Below are 17,778 nucleotides of genomic sequence, written 5' to 3' on the forward strand. Positions count from 1 at the left end.
GGTTTCGTGCCCGAGCATGGGCATGATGGTTGTATACAGGAGTATGTTGGAATTTTCGGCATCGTGATATTGGAGTAGACGGTATGTTCATTCTCAAAGAGGCATGGGGTTCAGTTGCACGCCACAAAGTCTTGAGCATCGTTTCCGTGACGACAACCGTTGTCGTGACGGCGGCGACGCTCATGGGATTAGCGATTGTTCAGGCTGACACAACAGCTCGGACAACGGCTTATGACGCTCAACGGGTGAATGCGATCATCAGCCTCGACAAGGCGAAGATAGAGAAGAAGAACAAGACAGCAAGCATTGACTGGAGCAACTATGAACTCAGTTGGGAACAGTACAGCACCTATGCCGAGGCCGCAGGTGTCACCATCAACGCGTACTACTACGAGACTTCGGATGCCAAGCTTGCCGATGGCGTGAAGGCCGTGACCGGCAGCAGCGACTCGACGGGTAGCAAGGCTCGTGGCGAGATATCCATCGTCGGAACGTCCTCCAAAGCTGCCACTCAATCCTTGCCCGATTCAGGTTTCACGCTGGTCTCTGGAAAAACAGTCGATTATTCCGCGACTGCGGTGAGTGACAAGGCTGTCATCTCACAGGCTTTCGCACAGGCCAACGACTACAAGGTCGGCAGCACATTCAATATTCTCAATCCCAGCGATGCCAAGAAGACCATCAAGCTGACCGTCAGTGGCATATACAAGAATCACGCAGGCGGCTCGGGAGTCTCCACAACATATTCCGATGCCAGGAATGCCAATAATGCTGTGTACGTCAGCTCGTACACTTTCATGGGCAATGGCTTCTATTCCGCAACGAAGCCCGGCAGCGTTGGCCATGACCTGCGCATTGTCTTTGAGCTTTCAAACCCGAAGGATTACAACACCTTTGTGAAGAAGGCACGAGCCGCTGGCCTGAGCAGCAACTACATCATCAGCTCGCCCACCCTGGCCGCTTACGAGGCAAAGACCTCTTCGCTGGCGACCTTGGCCAAGGCCGTGAAGATTGCCCTGATCGTGGTCTGCTCCCTGGGCGTGATCATTCTGTTGACATGTCTGGTTCTTGCCTGGATGCGTCGCAATGAGGATATCGGGATGCTCATAGGCATAGGGGTTGGGCGCGCAAGGATTGCCTGGCGCTATACCGTTGAACTGCTGATGATAACGGTTCCAGGGGTTCTCATTGGTTTCGCCATCGGGACTGGTCTGAGCTTTGCCATCGCAGGGACGCTTCCAGCTTCTGACGTCGTTCGCTCCACACCTGACCTGGCTTTGATCGAGCGTGTGGCGTTGGGTGCCGCTGCATTCTGGGTCATCTGTCTGATTGCGGCAATCATTCGCGTGGCATTGTTCAGGATGAATACCTTGCTTGATCCAGTCACCTACGGCACTGATTCAGGCAGCACTGATTCAGACAACGCTGGCTCAGACGGCACTGGCTCAAGCAGCGAAGCCACAATCGGGGACGAGCACGCATCGGCATCTGCAGATTCCACAACCACCAAAGGCGATACCGCATCAAGCACGGAGACTGACAAGGAAGAGGTGTCCGCATGAAACCAGAAACACATGATAGCAACGACGATTCATTAGAAACGACAGACAACACAGGCGCGACAAGCACAGGCACAACAGACACAGGCAGCCCGGCACAGGAGAAGGATAGTGCCTCGGAAGGGCTGCATCCTGAAGAACCGGAATCGGCAGATGCCATTGCTGAAGAACCGGAATCGGCAGATGCCATTGCTGAAGATTCCGATGACGCGACAGAAGCCCCTGAGGAGGTGAACTTTTCCATCGTCTTTGAAGATGACGATACGGAAGAGGACACCGCACTGGGAGGCGGCTCTGGCCTTTCCAACGATTCAGCGTCACCCGACAGCGCCCCTTCCGACAGCGCGTCGTCTGAACAGGACGGTGAACAGGATCATGAGCGGGACGATCCCGCTGCTCCTGCAGCACTCGATGCCGCCGCCCCGAAAGAGTCAGCATCGTCACAGGCCAAACAGCCTATAGATGCCGCACAGGGCAAGGCATCGCTCGCACGCGCAGAGTCCGACGATCTTTCTCAAGACTCGTTGCATGTCGTTTCGCAGAAAATCAACACGCGCATTCGTCATCTTCGCAAGGCACGATTCGAGCAGTACCCGATTCTTGCATTCAACAAGGTCACCTACACGCTCAGGCACGAGCGTTACAACGTGTTGAACAAGGTGGATTGGTCGTTCTATAATTCTCGCGTGCAGAGCGTGCTGATTCGCTCTGATGATGAGCGTCGAGCCGTCATTGCTCTCGGCTCCGGCATGAGAACGCCGAATCACGGCACGATCACTTTTCATGGTAAAGACATTCAGGAAATGGAACCGAACGAGTTCCGTCGTCACAATATCGGCGTGCTGTTTGAGCATTTCAATCTACGCAGCGAACTGACCGCCAGCGAGAACATCGTGCTCACCATGGATGTTTCAGGCAGAAACTTTCTTAAGCCGATGCCGGTTCTGGCTGCGGAACTGCTCAATCAGGTACGTTTCCCCGATGATCAGTTCGACACTCCGGTTGAGCAGCTATCGCAGCTAAACCAGCGCAAGGCGCAGCTCGCACGCGCCCTGAGCTGCGATGCCAGCATCATTCTTGCCGACGAGCCCACCCAAGGGCTGAACGATGACGACACGGAAACCATACTTGGAATCATGCGGTATCTGGCCGACAAGAAATCGAAGTGTCTGATCATCGTGACCGCCGACGAGGATCTTGCAGCTCAGACCGATTCGATCATCACCACCGACGACTGAGCCTTCATAGACCTTGCGTTTTGAAACAACAATCGGCATTGATGCTGCAACAACCGCGCTATTATTGCCTCCAAGCAGGCAATTCGTCCTCTGGTTGCGAGTTTTGTTGCCTTTTTCAAGTATCAGCGGTGATTTTGGCTCAATTCGATGCTCGTTTCAAGGATTTCAGCCATTGATACTTGAAAAAGGCAACAAAACTCGCAATGCCGGCGTGAAAATGTAGCTCGGTTCGATCTCTGCATGGAAGGTTTGCCGCTTGAGGGAGAATGGGGCATCATGAAGGCTTCGATAGAGAAATTTCTCGACTCAGCGCAGACATTCCGCTGCCCCATATGCGGCAGCGGGCTGCATCCCGCAGGACGCAGCCTGCAATGTCCGCGCAATCACACCTTTGACATTGCCGCCAAAGGCAGTGTCGCATTGCTGCGTTCTCGGCATACCCAAGATGGTCTGTATAACCAACCCTTCTTTGAAAATCGCAGTGCATTGTTAAGCACTGGGCTCTATGACCACATCGTTCGTGAAGTCGCCCATGATGTGTCGCTTCTGCTCGACTCCCCTGCTTCGAGTCTCCTCGATGTCGGATGCGGAGACGGCACCCTGACGAAGCGCTTGCAGAATCTCATCGCATCTGCACCAGTGGATTCACCCCAGCAGCAGGATCAGGCACTCCACGAATTGACCGTATTCGCCTGCGATATCTCTCAACCTGCAATTTCAATCGCCGCACGCGGCAACAGCTCCATACGCTGGTTCATAGCGGATCTGGCGAAGCTTCCCATTGCAGACAGTTCGATGGATATAGTCACCGACATCTTCTCTCCTGCAAACTACGAAGAATTCAAACGAGTACTTCGACCACAAGGCAAGCTCATCAAAGTTGTCCCTGGGAAACATCATCTTATGGAGCTGCGGCGAGCAATAGCCGATTCTCACGCTGCCTTGCCAAAAGACTATTCCAATGATGACGTAATGCAAGGCATTGAACAGCATTGCACGATCCAGCACAGCACCCTCGCGAGCGCAACGCTTCATCTCGACAACGCGCAATGGCGACAGTTCCTTGCCATGACGCCACTCATGTTCCATGTCGACAAGTCTTCCATCGATCTTGATTCGCTGCGAAATCTCACCATAGAGGCGCAAATCGTTCAAGCAACCATGAAGTAACGCACGCAAGTCATTCCAGACTTCTACGACTGCCCTGGGCTGTTTTCCTCGTCCAGCAGAGTGACTCGGATGCGTTCGGCAGCCGAGGCGCCGAGAACCACGTTCGCCCCTGACGGCAATACCAAGGTGACGATATCGGAATATGGCGTGAACTTGCCGATCGTTGCAGTGCCATCGATGGAAAGACCTTGCTGTTGAAGGAACCGCAACAGCTTTGAATCTTCATCGCTGACGCGCTCGATTCGAATTGTTGCACCTTCGGGAGCTGCCGTCAGCAGGATGCTCTTATCTTCATCCATCTCACCGTTCGGTCCTGGAATCGCATCACCATGCGGATCTTTGGTCGGATGCCCCAAGCTTTCGTCAATGCGTTCAATCATCAGATCAGATGCCGCGTGTTCAAGCTGATCGGCTTCCTTATGCACCTCATCCCAGCGATAGCCGAGCTTTTCTACGAGAAAGGTCTCAAGCAACCTGTGCCTGCGAACCATCTTCAGAGCATACTGCTCGCCCAACGGTGTGAGGATGATATCGCCATAGGGAGCGTGCGTCACCAGACCCTGGGTGGTCAAACGAGCCATGGCACCGGAAACCGTAGATGGCTTCATTCCGGTCTTTCGAGCAAGATCGGTCGGCTGCACAGCCTTGTCAGACCATTCACGCAAATCCCATAGCACCTTGAGATAATCCTGCGAGTTCGTAGATAGCTCTTGAAAAGTCATGCTGTACAGTCTAACCAACATCACCGTCTTGGCTGAAAAAGATTCATATTCCACACCTTCTCCGACACGCGGATGCTTCGGTGCATGCATTGCCTCCCCATACCAAGAACTGGCCCATTCCGCAGGCACACTCGCAACGAAGAAGCCTCGCTCAGCCCTTGTAACAAGCGGCCTTTCGAAGAGAGTTACGCCAAGTTGAAAGCCACGTTAACAGTATGTGACAGCACTCGCTTTCGTATGAGATCCGTCTATACTTCGAGGGGTAGAACTAATTTGTTTTAGGTCTAAAGTTCAGGGATGGGGATAATGAGCGATACGTCAATGACAACAGAAAGCACCACCAAGGGGCGAAACGGCACATTGGGTGGTTCCGAGTCAAAGATTTTCAGCAGAGGCAAGCTGATCGAGACTGCGAACGGGCTTTCACTTGAAGAAATCAACGCGACGGTAAGCATTCCAAAGGCGAGAGGCAACTTCTGGAAGAGCCTTCTTGCGTTCTCAGGTCCGGGTGCACTTGTTGCAGTAGGCTACATGGATCCAGGTAACTGGATAACTTCCATCGGTGGCGGTGCTCAATACGGCTACCTGCTGATGTCTGTGATTCTGCTTTCCAGCCTTATCGCGATGCTGCTGCAATACATGTGCGCCAAGCTCGGCATCGTCACCGGCTTGGATCTTGCTCAGGCTACACGCCTCCACACCGGAAAGAAAACCGGTATCGCACTCTGGATCAGCACTGAGCTGGCAGTCATGGCAACCGATATCGCCGAGGTCATAGGAGGCTCGATTGCACTGAATCTCCTCTTCGGCATCCCACTGGCCGTTGGCGTCGTCCTCACAGTCTTCGATGTGCTGCTTCTGCTGCTGCTCATGCAGGTCGGATTCCGCCGCATTGAGGCAATCGTCGTCACGCTGATTCTGGTCATCATGGCCGTATTCGTCTATGAAGTCTGGCTCGCTCAACCAAACGTCGGCGACATGTTCGTCGGATTCATCCCGAACGCGCAGATCCTTGGCAATGGTCAGCTCACGATGGCCCTCGGCATCGTTGGCGCAACCGTGATGCCTCACAACCTCTATCTGCATTCATCCATCGTTCAGACGCGCAACTACGATCGCAAGGACGACAAGGATGTCAGCAACGCACTACGTTTCGCCACTTGGGATTCGAACATCCAACTCTCAGCAGCCTTCATCGTGAACTGCCTGCTGCTCGTACTTGGCGCAGCAATGTTCTTCGGTCACGGCAACGGGCTCGACACCTTCACCTCGCTGTACAACGCACTCGGTGACAACAAGCTTGCAGGCCCGGTTGCCAGCGGCGCGCTGAGCACCCTGTTCGCCGTCGCGCTGCTTGCTTCCGGCCAGAATTCGACGATCACCGGCACGCTCACCGGCCAGATCGTGATGGAAGGCTTCATTCGCATGCGCATCCCCATGTGGCTTCGCCGCGTGGTAACCCGAGTCATCTCCATCATCCCTGTGCTTGTCTGCACCTTTGCATTCGGCGGCACCGAATCCTCTCTCGATAACCTGCTGATTTATTCACAGGTCTTCCTGTGCATCGCCTTGCCTATATCGATGGTGCCCCTGGTCTGGTTCACATCATCGAAGAAGATCATGGGCGAGAAATACGCCAACCCAATATGGATGTCGACTTTGGCTTGGATTGTTGTTGCCGTTCTCTCTGGCCTCAACGTTTGGTTGGTCGTTCAAGATGTTACGCAACTGATCGCATTCCTGTGATCAGTCATTGCTGACCACATCGAAAAAGCGCAGAACAGTGTAAACTTCTCCCGAAGCTGTTCTGCGCTTTTTTCATATGTGCGACTTATCACCAAACAATCAGTACCGGCAACCAGTCATCGTAGATTAGATTCAATCATCGTAGATTAGATTATTATCAGCATCAGATCGTCAATCTACAGTCAATCTACAAGCTGCCGCCTGCGGCAAGATGCATCAGCGAACTGCCGAAATCAAGACCTGCAGCAGCTTCGGACTGCGTCGAATCAGCATCCTCATCAATCTTCGCTTTGAAGGTGCGCGTGTATTTTTCACCGACCGAGTCGAGAAGAGTCTGATGCACATGAGCCATAACGAGCGCCGACAATTCGGCAGCGACTCTATCCTGATGCGCTGCAAGATCGGCAGACCCCCAGTCCCCGGTGGCGGCCATCACACCAGTAGGAACGATGAGCGCACGCATGAATGCGAAGAGCGAGCGCATCGAGGTATCTGGAACCAGTGCATGACGTTCGCTGCCTCCTGTGGCAACGGCTGCCAACGGCAGTCCAAGCACGATGTCAGAGTCTGCAACATCCCAGAACGATTTGAACAGGCCAGAATATGTGGCCTTGTATACCGGGCTGGCAACGATAACCGCATCGCTGCTCTGCACCGTATTCAGGGCTTCCTGCAGGGCAGGTGATATCCGCAGCGTGACGGATGCCACGGCTATATCATCTGAGAGATTTTTCAGTTCAATCATGGTGATGTCACTGCGCGCACCACTCTTCTTGAGCAGTTCGCCAGTCTTGAGAGCTATACCTCGCGCCAGTTCGGTTGTGGTCGAAGGTTCGCCCACCCCGGCACTCACGACGGCAATGTGATGAAGCTGCCGGCCACCTGCAACTTCAGATGAATCTCTCTGCGATTGCGAGGAACTACCCAATGATGCTCCCGTAGAACTGTCACTCATGCATATACCCCCAATGATCCCCTTAAACCTATCAATACAAGTTCGGCATGTGAACCCTTTGATTCGGATCTGAATCAAGGTACGGACTCGTTCCAGTCACGTTATCGCCACGATTGTCGTGTGGTTTTGGCTGGCGAGTAGGCTTGTCCCCATACGTGGCATGAACCATATCATCGTGGGAAGGCACTGCGACAGCCTGAGGACTACGCTGTGCGGCGAATTCCTTCCGCAGCACGGGCAGAACCTCCTCTCCCAGAATATCGAGCTGTTGCAGAACCGTGTCGGACGGCAGACCACCATGATCGACAAGGAAGAGCTGACGGGCATAGTCGCCATAGTATTCACGCTGTTCAAGGACTCGATCAATCACCTGCTGCGGGGAACCCACCAGCAGCGGGGTCTCTTCAATCATGGTTTCGAGAGGCGGGCCACCTTTGTACACCGGTGAATTGTTGAAATACGGGCGATATTCGCGGATCGCATCCTGCGAGTTGCGGGCTACGTAGGTCTGGGCCGCAACGCCCACGATGGCCTGTTCCGCCGTGCCATGACCCCAATGCTCGAATCGTTGACGATAGAGGCTCACCAGTCTGCGGAAGTGATCCACCGGCCAGAAAATGCCGTTGGCGAAGAAGCCATTGCCATAGAATGCGGCTTGCTCGGCGATTTCCGGCGTGCGAATCGACCCATGCCAGACAAAGGGAGGAACGTCGTCAAGAGGCCGTGGAATCGACGTAAAGCCTTGCAACGGCATTCTGAACTGTCCTGACCAGTCGACCACATCGTTATGCCAGAGCTTGTGAAGCAGATTGTAGTTTTCAAGTGCGAGCGGCAAACCTTGACGTATGTCCTGCCCGAACCAGGGATAGACGGGAGCGGTATTGCCGCGTCCCAGCATCAGATCGATCCGTCCGTCTGCAAGATGCTGGAGCAGCGAATATTCTTCAGCCAGACGAACCGGGTCGTTCGTCGTGATAAGCGTGGTGGAAGTGGATAATGTGATGCGCTTGGTCTTTGCCGCCACCGCTGCGAGAAAAGTGGTTGGCGACGATGACCAGAATGGCGGATTGTGATGTTCTCCGATTGCAAACACGTCGAATCCAGCTTCTTCGACCTTCAATGCCTCGTTCAGCGAAGCTTGAATCCGCTCGGCCTCCGAAGGGACTGAATCGCGAACTGGATCGCGCGTCACATCGGATACCGACATGACACCGAACTGGATTGGCCCTGGCCGAGCCTGCGAAACCTTGAGCCTGTTAGCCTCGATAATTTCTTGAGCGTCCTGTGCCATGTCGTTTCCTTGTCTAGAAATAGCAGGATGTGCTTGAGCTCTTGCTTGAGTTCTTCTTAGTTCTCGTGCTCTAGTTCTTATGTTTTTCGACAAACGCCACGAAAGCGTTCGCGAAGTCAGTGAGGAATCCCTTGGCATCGTCTGCGACCGAACCATCCTGGTTCAGACCCGTCGTTGCGTTGAAATACACCTCCGGCTGACCCATGATTTCGGTATTGAGATAGACAAGAACGTTGCGCAGAGCGGCCTGAGCTTGCGTCGTGCCCAAGGCGCCGAGGGATGCGCCGACAATGGCTACCGGCTTGCCGTTGAATGAGTTCTGTCCCCACGGGCGAGAAGCCCAATCGATGCCGTTCTTCAACACGCCGGAGAAGCTGCGGTTATATTCAGGTGTCACGAAGAGGACACCATCGGAGCGTTCAATCAGATCCTTGAGTTCCTTTGCCTTTGCCGGGAAGTCTGCTTCCAGATCCTGGCTGAACAGTGGAAGATTCAGATCGGCGGTCTCGAACGTAGCGTCTCCCGGAGCGAGTGTTTCAATGGCTTTGGCTAGTTGTTTGTTGAAGGAATCCTCGCGAAGTGATCCCACTAGAACTGCGATGCGTGTCATGTTTCTCCCCTTATGGGTGTGTCAAGATGGAAACGGCTTTGTTGCCGTCACTGTGAGTAAAAATTAAATCAGGAAAATAATTCCTGCTTTATGCTTATAGATTATGGAGGGCATTGCTGGGAATACGCAGGGCGTGGATGTGGCCTCACCTCTTCGCACATTCCATATAGTGGCGGATTTGCAATGGTTATGGGACTCTTTTCAGAGCGGAGCAAGGCTGCTTTCCGGCCAATGGGATTTCAGGCATGACCTCGGATTGTGGCCAATACCACATCTAGGCATCGATGAGCCGCTCTGGATCGATCCCGCCGCACTGGTGGCCAACAATGCTTGGCGGCAGCAACGTGGGCTCGATCCCATCGCAATGCTTACTCCCCCAGATCAATGGCTTGGCGGCTTGAGTCCAGATCTTCTGGGCAGATCGGTTCGATATCTCAGCGTTGCGGAAATACTCGCAATGGATGACTTCGATGAGCGGCTTGGCGAAAGGCCGTGGTCGCAGCCGGTCGAAGGGCGCATTTCCGGTTTCAGGGCAGCGCGCCGGACTCTGGCGCAGCTGAAGCATGACCTTCGCGGCGAGTCATCGGATCGGACTTCGTTCGCAGAAGCTCACATGGGTTCCAAAGGCATGAGCTCCCAAAGCATGGTCTCTCAACGTGCGACCTCACCAGCTCCACCGGATGCGATGCTGATGGTTCAATCGCATCTGCCCAGCATCACGGAGGAATGGATGGTTGCCATAGCAGGAGGCAAGGCTTTCGCCGCCAGCCCGTATTGCATTCACTCTGAAAGCAGTGGCACAAGGGTTGAGGGCAGCGACACGGGGTTTGGAAACAAAGACTCGGGGTTTGGAAACAAAAGCGCAGCCGCCAGCAAGCCAGAATCGATCGTGACCATTGCTGACATGGCAACAGGCTTGGTTCCTCCAGCCATTCGCTTCGATAAGCGACATCGAGAAGCCGCGTTGGACATGGCAACCCGAGCGCTTCAAGAAACCCATGCTTCTACAAATTTCGCAGGCATGCTCAATATCGCCTTCCGGGAAGCATCGTCACCGGCAATTCTCGAATTGACGCCACTATGGTGTTCAGGACCGTATGGATTCTCTCCCGGAGAGCTCGCCACTATGCTCAGGGCTGTGGCATCCAGCAGAACGAGTCCGCGTGCGATTTCTGGGTTGAACCTGCGACCCCTTGTTCCCGGTTCACAAGACCAACAGCAGGGCCAACAACAAACTCCAGCGCTGAACGATATGACTGTCTTCACAGCGGGTCCGTGGATGGTTCAGCATTACGCTCAACGCTATATTCGATAATCGCTCAGCGTCACTCCCTTGGAATTTGCGAAAACGCAAACCCTTCTTTTCCAAGGATTGTGAAGTCCTCTTGTCGCTTTGTAAGGATTTTGTCAAAGGATTCAACATTTGTACTCGTCGTACAAACTCGGCCAAAATGGCTATTCTCATTAGAATGGTGGGCTAGGGGAATTAATCAACAACAATACGAGGCGGCATTCATGACCGAAGGTTATATCCAACATCAAAAGAAACAGGCCGAGAAAATCATTCAGGCAACCGAGGATCTGTACCTCGAGGGGGGTATCGATAGCTTCACGATGGGCGACATTGCAGATACCGCAGGCATCACGAGAGCTACCGTCTATAACTACTTCACCTGCAAGGAGGACATTCTTTGGGCGATCTTCTTCGGAAAGATGGCTGAACTCATTCCACGCGTCGACGAGAAGTTCAAGACGGCAACAACCACACTGGAACGTTTTCGCGCATATGCAGAGGCAAATTACGAGTTCTATCTGGAAGACAAGACCTTCGCTATCTTCTTTGACCTGTTCCTCACCATTTTCTCGACGGCAAGCGAAAAGCCAAAGAGTTTCTGGGACAATCCCTATAACGTTTCCCACTGGCAGCCAGGCAAGACGGTCGCCGCGTTCAATGAAAACTTCGATGACGGCAGCATCTGCAAGGGTCTCGATGCCAAGACCACGGTTCCTGCCTTCTATTATGCATTCCTTGGCACGATAAGCTTCGATTTCAAGAATCGTAAGGATCTCGAGAAAATCTACAAGCTCGACTTGAGAAAGATCCTGCAAATGCAAGTCGGCTGGATTCTTTCGGGAATCCAGGGCTAAAACACACTTGCGGTCGCAAATTTCGTGGCTATCAAAGCTGTAAGCGGGGTGAATGTCGAGTTTTGTTGCCTTTTCTGAGTATAAACCGGTAAAAAGCCCATGCCACCAACCGGAATTGCACCGAATTAAGCACCTGATACTGGGAAAAGGCAACAAAACTCGATACCACACCAAAAAGTGCTTGCGAACAGGCGACGGTCTGGACGCAGGTTCCTAATATCGGATGGGCTGACGATAGCGCTCTGCAAGCTGAGAGATGTCAGGAAGCCCATATTTTGCAACGAGTTTTCGCCAACGTTCGTAATTGGCATCGCCAAACTTGGCAGCTCTCTTGTTCTGCTTGCTTTCAGCGATGAATGATGGAGGCACGGACTTGCTATTGAACTTGTCGGCATACATGACTAATTCCTGTTCGTCGGTGCGCGGCACATAGTCAGCAGGCAGCAGAGGCAGCCCTTCATCAATCACATCCTGCCTGTATAGGCCAACGCCGGTGTGGTTGCGAGCAAACTGAGCGATTTCCTCTCCCCACCCCTCCTGCAGTAGCAGTCGATACCCAAGAATCCCGTGCAGAATGTATCGATCACGGTCGAATGCGAGTGGCTGTCCATCGCTGCCGTCATGCATGAACACCTGATAGGTGCCAATATCATGCAGCCATGCTCCCACGAGCGCCAGATCCAGATCGAAGTCGTCATTTTTCCAGAGTGACGGCGATTTTCTGGCCAATTCAAATGTGATATCCGACACAATGTGACAGTGGGTGTGCACTACCTGATACGCCGCCTGTGATGGCGCATAGCGATGATGCAGTTCATCGATTGCTTGCTGATTGGGTAATTCTCGGGTCATACCTGAATCGTACAAAGCCCCCTGACACACGCTCCACGAGGTCATCACGAAGGTCATTGAGAGCACTCGCTTTGAATGGCCTATACGTCATTCGTGAACTTCCAAGCATGTCTTCGAGTTCTGAACGTAGAATCGTCTCGTACGAATAGTGATTGAGGGGGCAATATGGGGAATTCGAGTAGTGGCCAAGCTTCCACACCCGAGAGTGAGACCAAGAAGCCTGTTGCGACGGCACATGAGGCACCAGTCGGCAAGGCAGCTGAATCGTCAGTTGCAGACACCGATGCACATGCAGAGGAAGACATGCAGTCCGAAGCACAGCCAGCAGCACAGTCGGCCACAGCATCGACCGAACAGTGGAGCAATCCCCTGAGAGATCCAAGCGACCTCAGACTTCCCAGGATTGCAGGGCCATGTTCTCTGGTTATCTTCGGCGTAACCGGCGATCTCTCCAAGAAGAAGCTGCTGCCGGCAATCTACGACCTCGCGAATCGAGGGTTATTGCCTGCAGGGTTCGGCCTCATCGGCTTTGGCCGTCGCGACTGGTCGGATGAGCAGTTTGGCAACTTCGTCAAGGAAAACATGCAGGCCCATTGCCGCACTCCATTCAAGGAAACGACATGGAGTCATCTCGTCAAGGGACTTAGATTCGTTCAGGGCAACTTCGACGACGAGCAGGCGTTCACCAACCTCTCCAAGACCGTGTCCGAACTTGACCGTGGCCGAGGCACGATGGGCAACCATGCATTCTATATGTCGGTTCCGCCGAAAGCCTTCCCCGAGGTTTCCCGTCAGCTCGCAAAGTCAGGGCTTTCACATTCCACCAAGGGTGCCTGGCGAAGGGTCATCATTGAAAAGCCCTTCGGTCACGATGCCAAGAGTGCCAAGGAACTCGACCGCGTCATCTCGAGCGTCTTCGACCCGGAATCCGTGTTCCGCATCGATCATTACCTCGGCAAGGAAACCGTGCAGAACATTCTGGCACTGCGCTTTGCCAACATGATGTTCGAACCGGTCTGGAATGCGAATTATGTGGATCACGTTCAGATCACCATGGCTGAAGATATCGGTATCGGCGGCAGAGCAGGATACTACGACGGCATTGGCGCTGCACGAGACGTGATCCAGAACCATCTGCTGCAGCTTATGGCCCTCACGGCAATGGAAGAGCCGGTGTCGTTCTCGGCAGCGGATTTGACTGCTGAGAAGACCAAGGTTCTCTCCGCAGTGCGAGTTCCCAAGGATCTTGCAAAGTACACCGCTCGCGGGCAGTATGCCGATGGTTGGCAAGGCTCGGAGAAGGTCGTCGGATATCTCAACGAGAAGGGCATCGATAAGGCTTCCAATACGGAAACCTATGCCGCTCTTCGTCTCGATGTTGACACTCGCCGCTGGGCAGGAGTGCCATTCTATCTACGGACCGGCAAGCGTCTGGGTAAGCGAGTCACCGAGATTGCGCTCGAATTCAAGCGCGCTCCGCATCTTCCTTTCGAAACGACGGCAACGCGCGAACTGGGCGCAAATGCCGTCGTCATCCGCATCCAGCCCGATGAAGGGGTGACGCTGCGTTTCGGCGCGAAGGTTCCTGGCACGGCAATGGAAGTGCGTGACGTAAGCATGGACTTCAGCTATGGCCGTTCATTCACGGAAGCGTCTCCCGAGGCGTACGAACGTCTGATTCTTGACGTGCTGCTTGGCGATCCGCCACTCTTCCCGACCACCGAGGAAGTCAATCTTTCCTGGAACATTCTCGATCCGATCGAAGAATATTGGAGCACGCTCGGCCAGCCTCAGCCATATGCGTCAGGAACCTGGGGACCTGCCCAGTCTGATGAGATGCTCGAACGAGACGGAAACCACTGGAGGTTGCCATGATTGTCACACTGTCACAGACCACAACGTCTGCAATCTCGTCAAAGATCGAGAATCTGCACAAGGAACGTGGCGAGGTAGCGCTTGGGCGCGTGCTCACCATGCTTATCTACACCACGTCAGACAACCTGGAATCAACGCTCGAAACAGCGAACGCTGCGAGCCGAGAGCACCCTTGCCGCGTGATCGCGATTGTCGACGCAGAGCACAACAAGCATGAGGATCCACGCCTCGATGCGCAGGTTCGCTTCGGATCGGATGCCGGCTCCGGTGAAATCATCGTGCTCAAGCCCTTTGGAAATCTCACCCGTCATCTGGATACGCTCGTGATTCCGTTGCTTGTGCCCGATGCGCCAATCGTCGCATGGTGGCCAACTCGCGTTCCAGAAGATCCGTCGAAGGACTCTCTTGGAGCGATGGCCCGCAACCGCATCACCGATGCGCTGCGCGCCCCGAATCCAGAGGCTGCATTCACCGCACTTCGCGCACACTGGTCGTCTCAGGATGTGGACATGTCGTGGACACGTCTGACCCGATGGAGGGCTTTGGCCGCCGCATTGCTTGACGAGCCGCCACACCTCAAGGTTGTTTCCGCTCGCGTAACTGGCCAGTCACACTATCTCCCGGTTGATCTGCTTGCGGCATGGCTCGCAGTCCGGCTCGACGTCCCGGTTACTCTCGATCAGAAACCCACCGAGCATGCCATCACTGGCATCTACCTCACTCGTGAAGACTCAAGCGTGGTAAGCATCGAACGTCATAACGACGAGGAACAGGCCATGATCACCCAGGCTGGCGCACAGGCTCAGGCCATCGCCATGCCTATGCGCACGCTTGAGGAATGTCTAAGCGAGGAGCTGCGCAGGCTCGATCCTGACGAAGTCTATGCCGAGGTCATCAACCGTGGATGGAGCATGATTGACCATGACTGACAACGCAAGCGTCTCCATGCGCAAGGTCGTTCAGTATGCAACTCCCGAGCTGATGCATAGAGCCACCGCTGCTCGCTTCCTGCTGGAAGTGAGCGACCGGCTGGCCGAGGGTCCACGCGTCGATGTCGCGCTGACTGGCGGCACCGATGGGACCGCCGTGCTCAAAGCCATTGCGGAAAGCCCATTGCATGATGCTGTGGACTGGTCACGGGTACATCTGTGGTGGGGCGACGAACGCTTCGTTGCCGCTGATTCATCAGAGCGCAATGCGCAGCAGGCTCGACAGGCCTGGTTTGGCAAGATCGTTGACGATGGTCTGATGTCAGCCTCTCATGTGCATGAAATGCCTGCCGATACACGTACGGCAGAGGAAATCGCGGCTGCATCGGACGAGGAAGATGTCGCACTGCTCAACCGCGCTGCCGCTGAGTATGACAAGGAACTGGTCTACGAGCTGGGCGCGCGTCCGAAGCTAGACATTGCTATGTTCGGTGTCGGACCAGATGGTCATTTTGCTTCGCTGTTTCCCGATTTCCCAGAGATCCGCATTGATGATCCGCTTAAGCGAGTCGTCGGCATCAGCCACTCTCCCAAGCTGCCACCACTTCGTCTGACATTGACCTCACCATTCATTCGCAGAAGCGACAGAGTGTGGATGCTTGCAGGCGCAGAGGGCAAGGCCGAAGCCGTTGCAGGCGCACTTTCGGGCGTGAACAATCCGCATGTGCCCAGTTCCTTCGCAGCAGGAGAGCAGGAGACTCTCTGGCTCATCACCAAAGCCTCCGCGAAGCTCCTCTGACCCCAATTTCGAGGTGCACAGCGATGCCATTGCGAGTTTTGCGGCAATTTCCATGTATCAACCCAAAAAACCATTGAAAAGTGCTCAGGATTTCACCATTTTGGGGGTTTGATACTTTGAAATTGCCGCAAAACTCGCAATCGGGGAAACATATGCCTCATTTTTCAGACAAAAAGCCCTTATGCTGACCTTCTCCACCGGTAGGAGGTCAGCATAAGGGCTTTATTGCGTAAATCTAGAGACTTTCAATCACAAGCTTATGAACTATTGAGCCCGCGCAGAAAGACCGAAGCTTCACGGCTGCTTGATTTCCTTCTGAGTTCCTGCCCAGAGGGTGTGGAATGCGCCTGGCTCGTCAACGCGGCCATAGGTGTGAGCGCCAAAGAGATCGCGCTGACCTTGAATCAAGGCTGCTGGAAGTCTCTTCGAACGCAGACCGTCATAATAGGCCAAGGAGCTGGAGAACACTGGCACCGGAACGCCTGCCTGCGCTGCAGCCGAGACCACGCGACGCCAGGAGTCCTGGGCATTCTCGACAGCTTGCTTGAAGAATGAGTCGAAGAGCAGAGAGCCGAAGCTTTCTCCCTTGCCATACGCGTCAGAAATGCGGTTGAGGAACTTGGCGCGGATGATGCAGCCGCCACGCCAAATGCGTGCGACAGCGCCCAAATCAATCGTCCAATCGTATTCCTTGGCACCTGCCTCGATCTCGGTAAAGCCCTGTGCATAGGCCACGATCTTCGAAGCGTACAGCGCCTGACGAATATCCTCGATGAAGGCCTTTTTGGCATCTGCATCGTTGGCGATCTTGGCAAGGGACTCGGTTGGATCAGGCCCTTGCAATACCTTCTCCTGCGCCTCCTTGCGAAGCTCAGCCTCGGAAGAGAGTCCACGGGCGAATACGGCCTCACCGATGCCGGTAACTGGGGTTGCAAGCGAGAGAGCCGTCTGTACCGTCCAGGTGCCCGTGCCTTTCATGCCGGCCTGATCGGTGACGATATCGATGAATGGCTTGCCGGTCTTTTCATCGACATGGCTCAGGACTTGAGATGTGATTTCTATGAGATAGGAGTTCAAGTCGCCCTTATTCCACTCAGCAAACACGTCAGAAATCTCTTGCGGAGCCATTCCCAGGCCTCGGCGCATCAGATCGTAGCTTTCGGCAATAACCTGCATGTCAGCGTATTCAATGCCGTTATGCACCATCTTGACGAAGTGACCAGCGCCATCAGTGCCAATATGAGTCACGCATGGCTCACCTTCGGCAACGGCAGCGATTGACTTGAGAATCGGTCCAAGGGTCTTCCAGGATTCATCGGTTCCACCGGGCATCATGGAAGGTCCGAGCAAGGCACCTTCTTCGCCGCCGGACACGCCACAGCCCACAAAGTGCAAGCCTCGAGCGCGAATCTCCTTTTCACGACGAATTGTGTCCTTGAAGTAGGCGTTGCCAGCATCAACGATGATGTCGCCCTTCTCCATCACGTCGGCCAGCTCGTTGATGACGGCATCAGTCGGGGCTCCGGCCTGGACCATGATGATTGCCGTGCGGGGCTTTGCCAGTGATTGAACGAATTCCTCAACGGTTTTGGAAGGAATGAACTTGCCTTCGGAACCGTGCTCGTTCATCAGAGTTTCCGTACGTGAATAGTGGCGGTTGAAGACTGCAACGGTGTTGCCGTGGTGCGCAAGATTCCTCGCAAGGCTTGCCCCCATAGCAGCGAGCCCAACAACGCCGATATTTGCCTGTTCCTCTGTCATCGCATCCCCTTTCTGTGTCGGCAGGCCAAGCAGCATGACACCATCTGAAGCCACCGCTGCAATCTACCGAATCACCAAGCGTTCGACAAGGCTTTCCCTTGAAGTAATACCGAATCGATTCTA

Annotated in this window: 15 protein-coding genes; 9 read left to right on the forward strand and 6 right to left on the reverse strand. The window is 54.2% G+C overall.

The features are described 5' to 3' along the window. The first annotated feature begins 83 nt into the window (after nt 1–83). From QN215_RS09085 to QN215_RS09095, 3 genes are all read left to right on the forward strand, one after another. The gene (locus QN215_RS09085) at nt 84–1,562 is read left to right on the forward strand and encodes an ABC transporter permease (protein WP_369343984.1); all 1,479 of its coding nucleotides are present in this window, start codon (nt 84–86) and stop codon (nt 1,560–1,562) included. Beyond that, nucleotides 1,559–2,797, forward strand: coding sequence for an ATP-binding cassette domain-containing protein (locus tag QN215_RS09090; protein ID WP_369343985.1), 1,239 nt, complete (start codon nt 1,559–1,561; stop codon nt 2,795–2,797). The genes QN215_RS09085 and QN215_RS09090 overlap by 4 nt, the downstream gene beginning before the upstream one ends. 276 nt (nt 2,798–3,073) lie before the next feature. Beyond that, nucleotides 3,074–3,967, forward strand: coding sequence for a putative RNA methyltransferase (locus tag QN215_RS09095; protein WP_369343986.1), 894 nt, complete (start codon nt 3,074–3,076; stop codon nt 3,965–3,967). Nucleotides 3,968–3,990: 23 nt separating this feature from the next. Here QN215_RS09095 and QN215_RS09100 read toward each other — a convergent pair whose 3' ends face one another. Then, nucleotides 3,991–4,689, reverse strand: a complete 699-nt coding sequence (locus QN215_RS09100; RefSeq protein WP_369343987.1) for a metal-dependent transcriptional regulator — start codon at nt 4,687–4,689, stop codon at nt 3,991–3,993. A gap of 321 nt (nt 4,690–5,010) precedes the next feature. Between QN215_RS09100 and QN215_RS09105 the strand changes: the two genes are divergently transcribed. Further along, nucleotides 5,011–6,435 carry an Nramp family divalent metal transporter gene (locus tag QN215_RS09105; protein WP_369343988.1) on the forward strand — a complete coding sequence of 475 codons (1,425 nt, stop codon included), beginning with the start codon at nt 5,011–5,013 and terminating at the stop codon, nt 6,433–6,435. Nucleotides 6,436–6,622: 187 nt separating this feature from the next. Here QN215_RS09105 and QN215_RS09110 read toward each other — a convergent pair whose 3' ends face one another. From QN215_RS09110 to QN215_RS09120, 3 genes are all read right to left on the reverse strand, one after another. Beyond that, nucleotides 6,623–7,390 (reverse strand): CE1759 family FMN reductase, encoded by a 768-nt coding sequence (locus QN215_RS09110; RefSeq protein WP_369343989.1) that lies wholly within the window; start codon nt 7,388–7,390, stop codon nt 6,623–6,625. Between the two features lie 31 nt (nt 7,391–7,421). Next, nucleotides 7,422–8,681, reverse strand: coding sequence for a CE1758 family FMN-dependent luciferase-like monooxygenase (locus tag QN215_RS09115; protein WP_369343990.1), 1,260 nt, complete (start codon nt 8,679–8,681; stop codon nt 7,422–7,424). Nucleotides 8,682–8,751: 70 nt separating this feature from the next. Beyond that, the gene (locus QN215_RS09120; RefSeq protein ID WP_369343991.1) at nt 8,752–9,291 is read right to left on the reverse strand and encodes an NADPH-dependent FMN reductase; all 540 of its coding nucleotides are present in this window, start codon (nt 9,289–9,291) and stop codon (nt 8,752–8,754) included. Between the two features lie 103 nt (nt 9,292–9,394). On the opposite strand from QN215_RS09120, the gene QN215_RS09125 reads away from it, so the two are divergent. Together QN215_RS09125 and QN215_RS09130 are read left to right on the forward strand one after the other, a co-directional pair. Beyond that, nucleotides 9,395–10,606, forward strand: coding sequence for a hypothetical protein (locus tag QN215_RS09125; protein ID WP_369343992.1), 1,212 nt, complete (start codon nt 9,395–9,397; stop codon nt 10,604–10,606). A gap of 200 nt (nt 10,607–10,806) precedes the next feature. After that, a complete protein-coding gene (locus tag QN215_RS09130) occupies nt 10,807–11,439 on the forward strand; it encodes a TetR/AcrR family transcriptional regulator (RefSeq protein WP_369343993.1) in 633 nt (210 codons plus the stop codon). A 213-nt stretch (nt 11,440–11,652) separates the two neighbouring features. Here QN215_RS09130 and QN215_RS09135 read toward each other — a convergent pair whose 3' ends face one another. After that, nucleotides 11,653–12,291 (reverse strand): HD domain-containing protein, encoded by a 639-nt coding sequence (locus tag QN215_RS09135; RefSeq protein ID WP_369343994.1) that lies wholly within the window; start codon nt 12,289–12,291, stop codon nt 11,653–11,655. A gap of 303 nt (nt 12,292–12,594) precedes the next feature. On the opposite strand from QN215_RS09135, the gene zwf reads away from it, so the two are divergent. From zwf to pgl, 3 genes are read left to right on the forward strand one after another with little or no spacing between them, the layout of a single operon-like run. Then, nucleotides 12,595–14,166: a glucose-6-phosphate dehydrogenase gene (gene zwf / locus QN215_RS09140; protein WP_369345130.1), complete on the forward strand. Its 1,572-nt coding sequence runs from the start codon at nt 12,595–12,597 to the stop codon at nt 14,164–14,166. Further along, nucleotides 14,163–15,095: a glucose-6-phosphate dehydrogenase assembly protein OpcA gene (locus QN215_RS09145; protein ID WP_369343995.1), complete on the forward strand. Its 933-nt coding sequence runs from the start codon at nt 14,163–14,165 to the stop codon at nt 15,093–15,095. The genes zwf and QN215_RS09145 overlap by 4 nt, the downstream gene beginning before the upstream one ends. Continuing rightward, nucleotides 15,088–15,894, forward strand: a complete 807-nt coding sequence (pgl, locus tag QN215_RS09150) for a 6-phosphogluconolactonase (RefSeq protein WP_369343996.1) — start codon at nt 15,088–15,090, stop codon at nt 15,892–15,894. The genes QN215_RS09145 and pgl overlap by 8 nt, the downstream gene beginning before the upstream one ends. Nucleotides 15,895–16,188: 294 nt before the next feature. Here pgl and gndA read toward each other — a convergent pair whose 3' ends face one another. Further along, nucleotides 16,189–17,655: an NADP-dependent phosphogluconate dehydrogenase gene (gndA, locus tag QN215_RS09155; RefSeq protein WP_369343997.1), complete on the reverse strand. Its 1,467-nt coding sequence runs from the start codon at nt 17,653–17,655 to the stop codon at nt 16,189–16,191. Nucleotides 17,656–17,778: the final 123 nt, after the last annotated feature.

The organism is Bifidobacterium sp. WK041_4_12 (assembly GCF_041080795.1).
GTDB classification, from domain to species: Bacteria; Actinomycetota; Actinomycetes; order Actinomycetales; family Bifidobacteriaceae; genus Bombiscardovia; species Bombiscardovia aquikefiricola.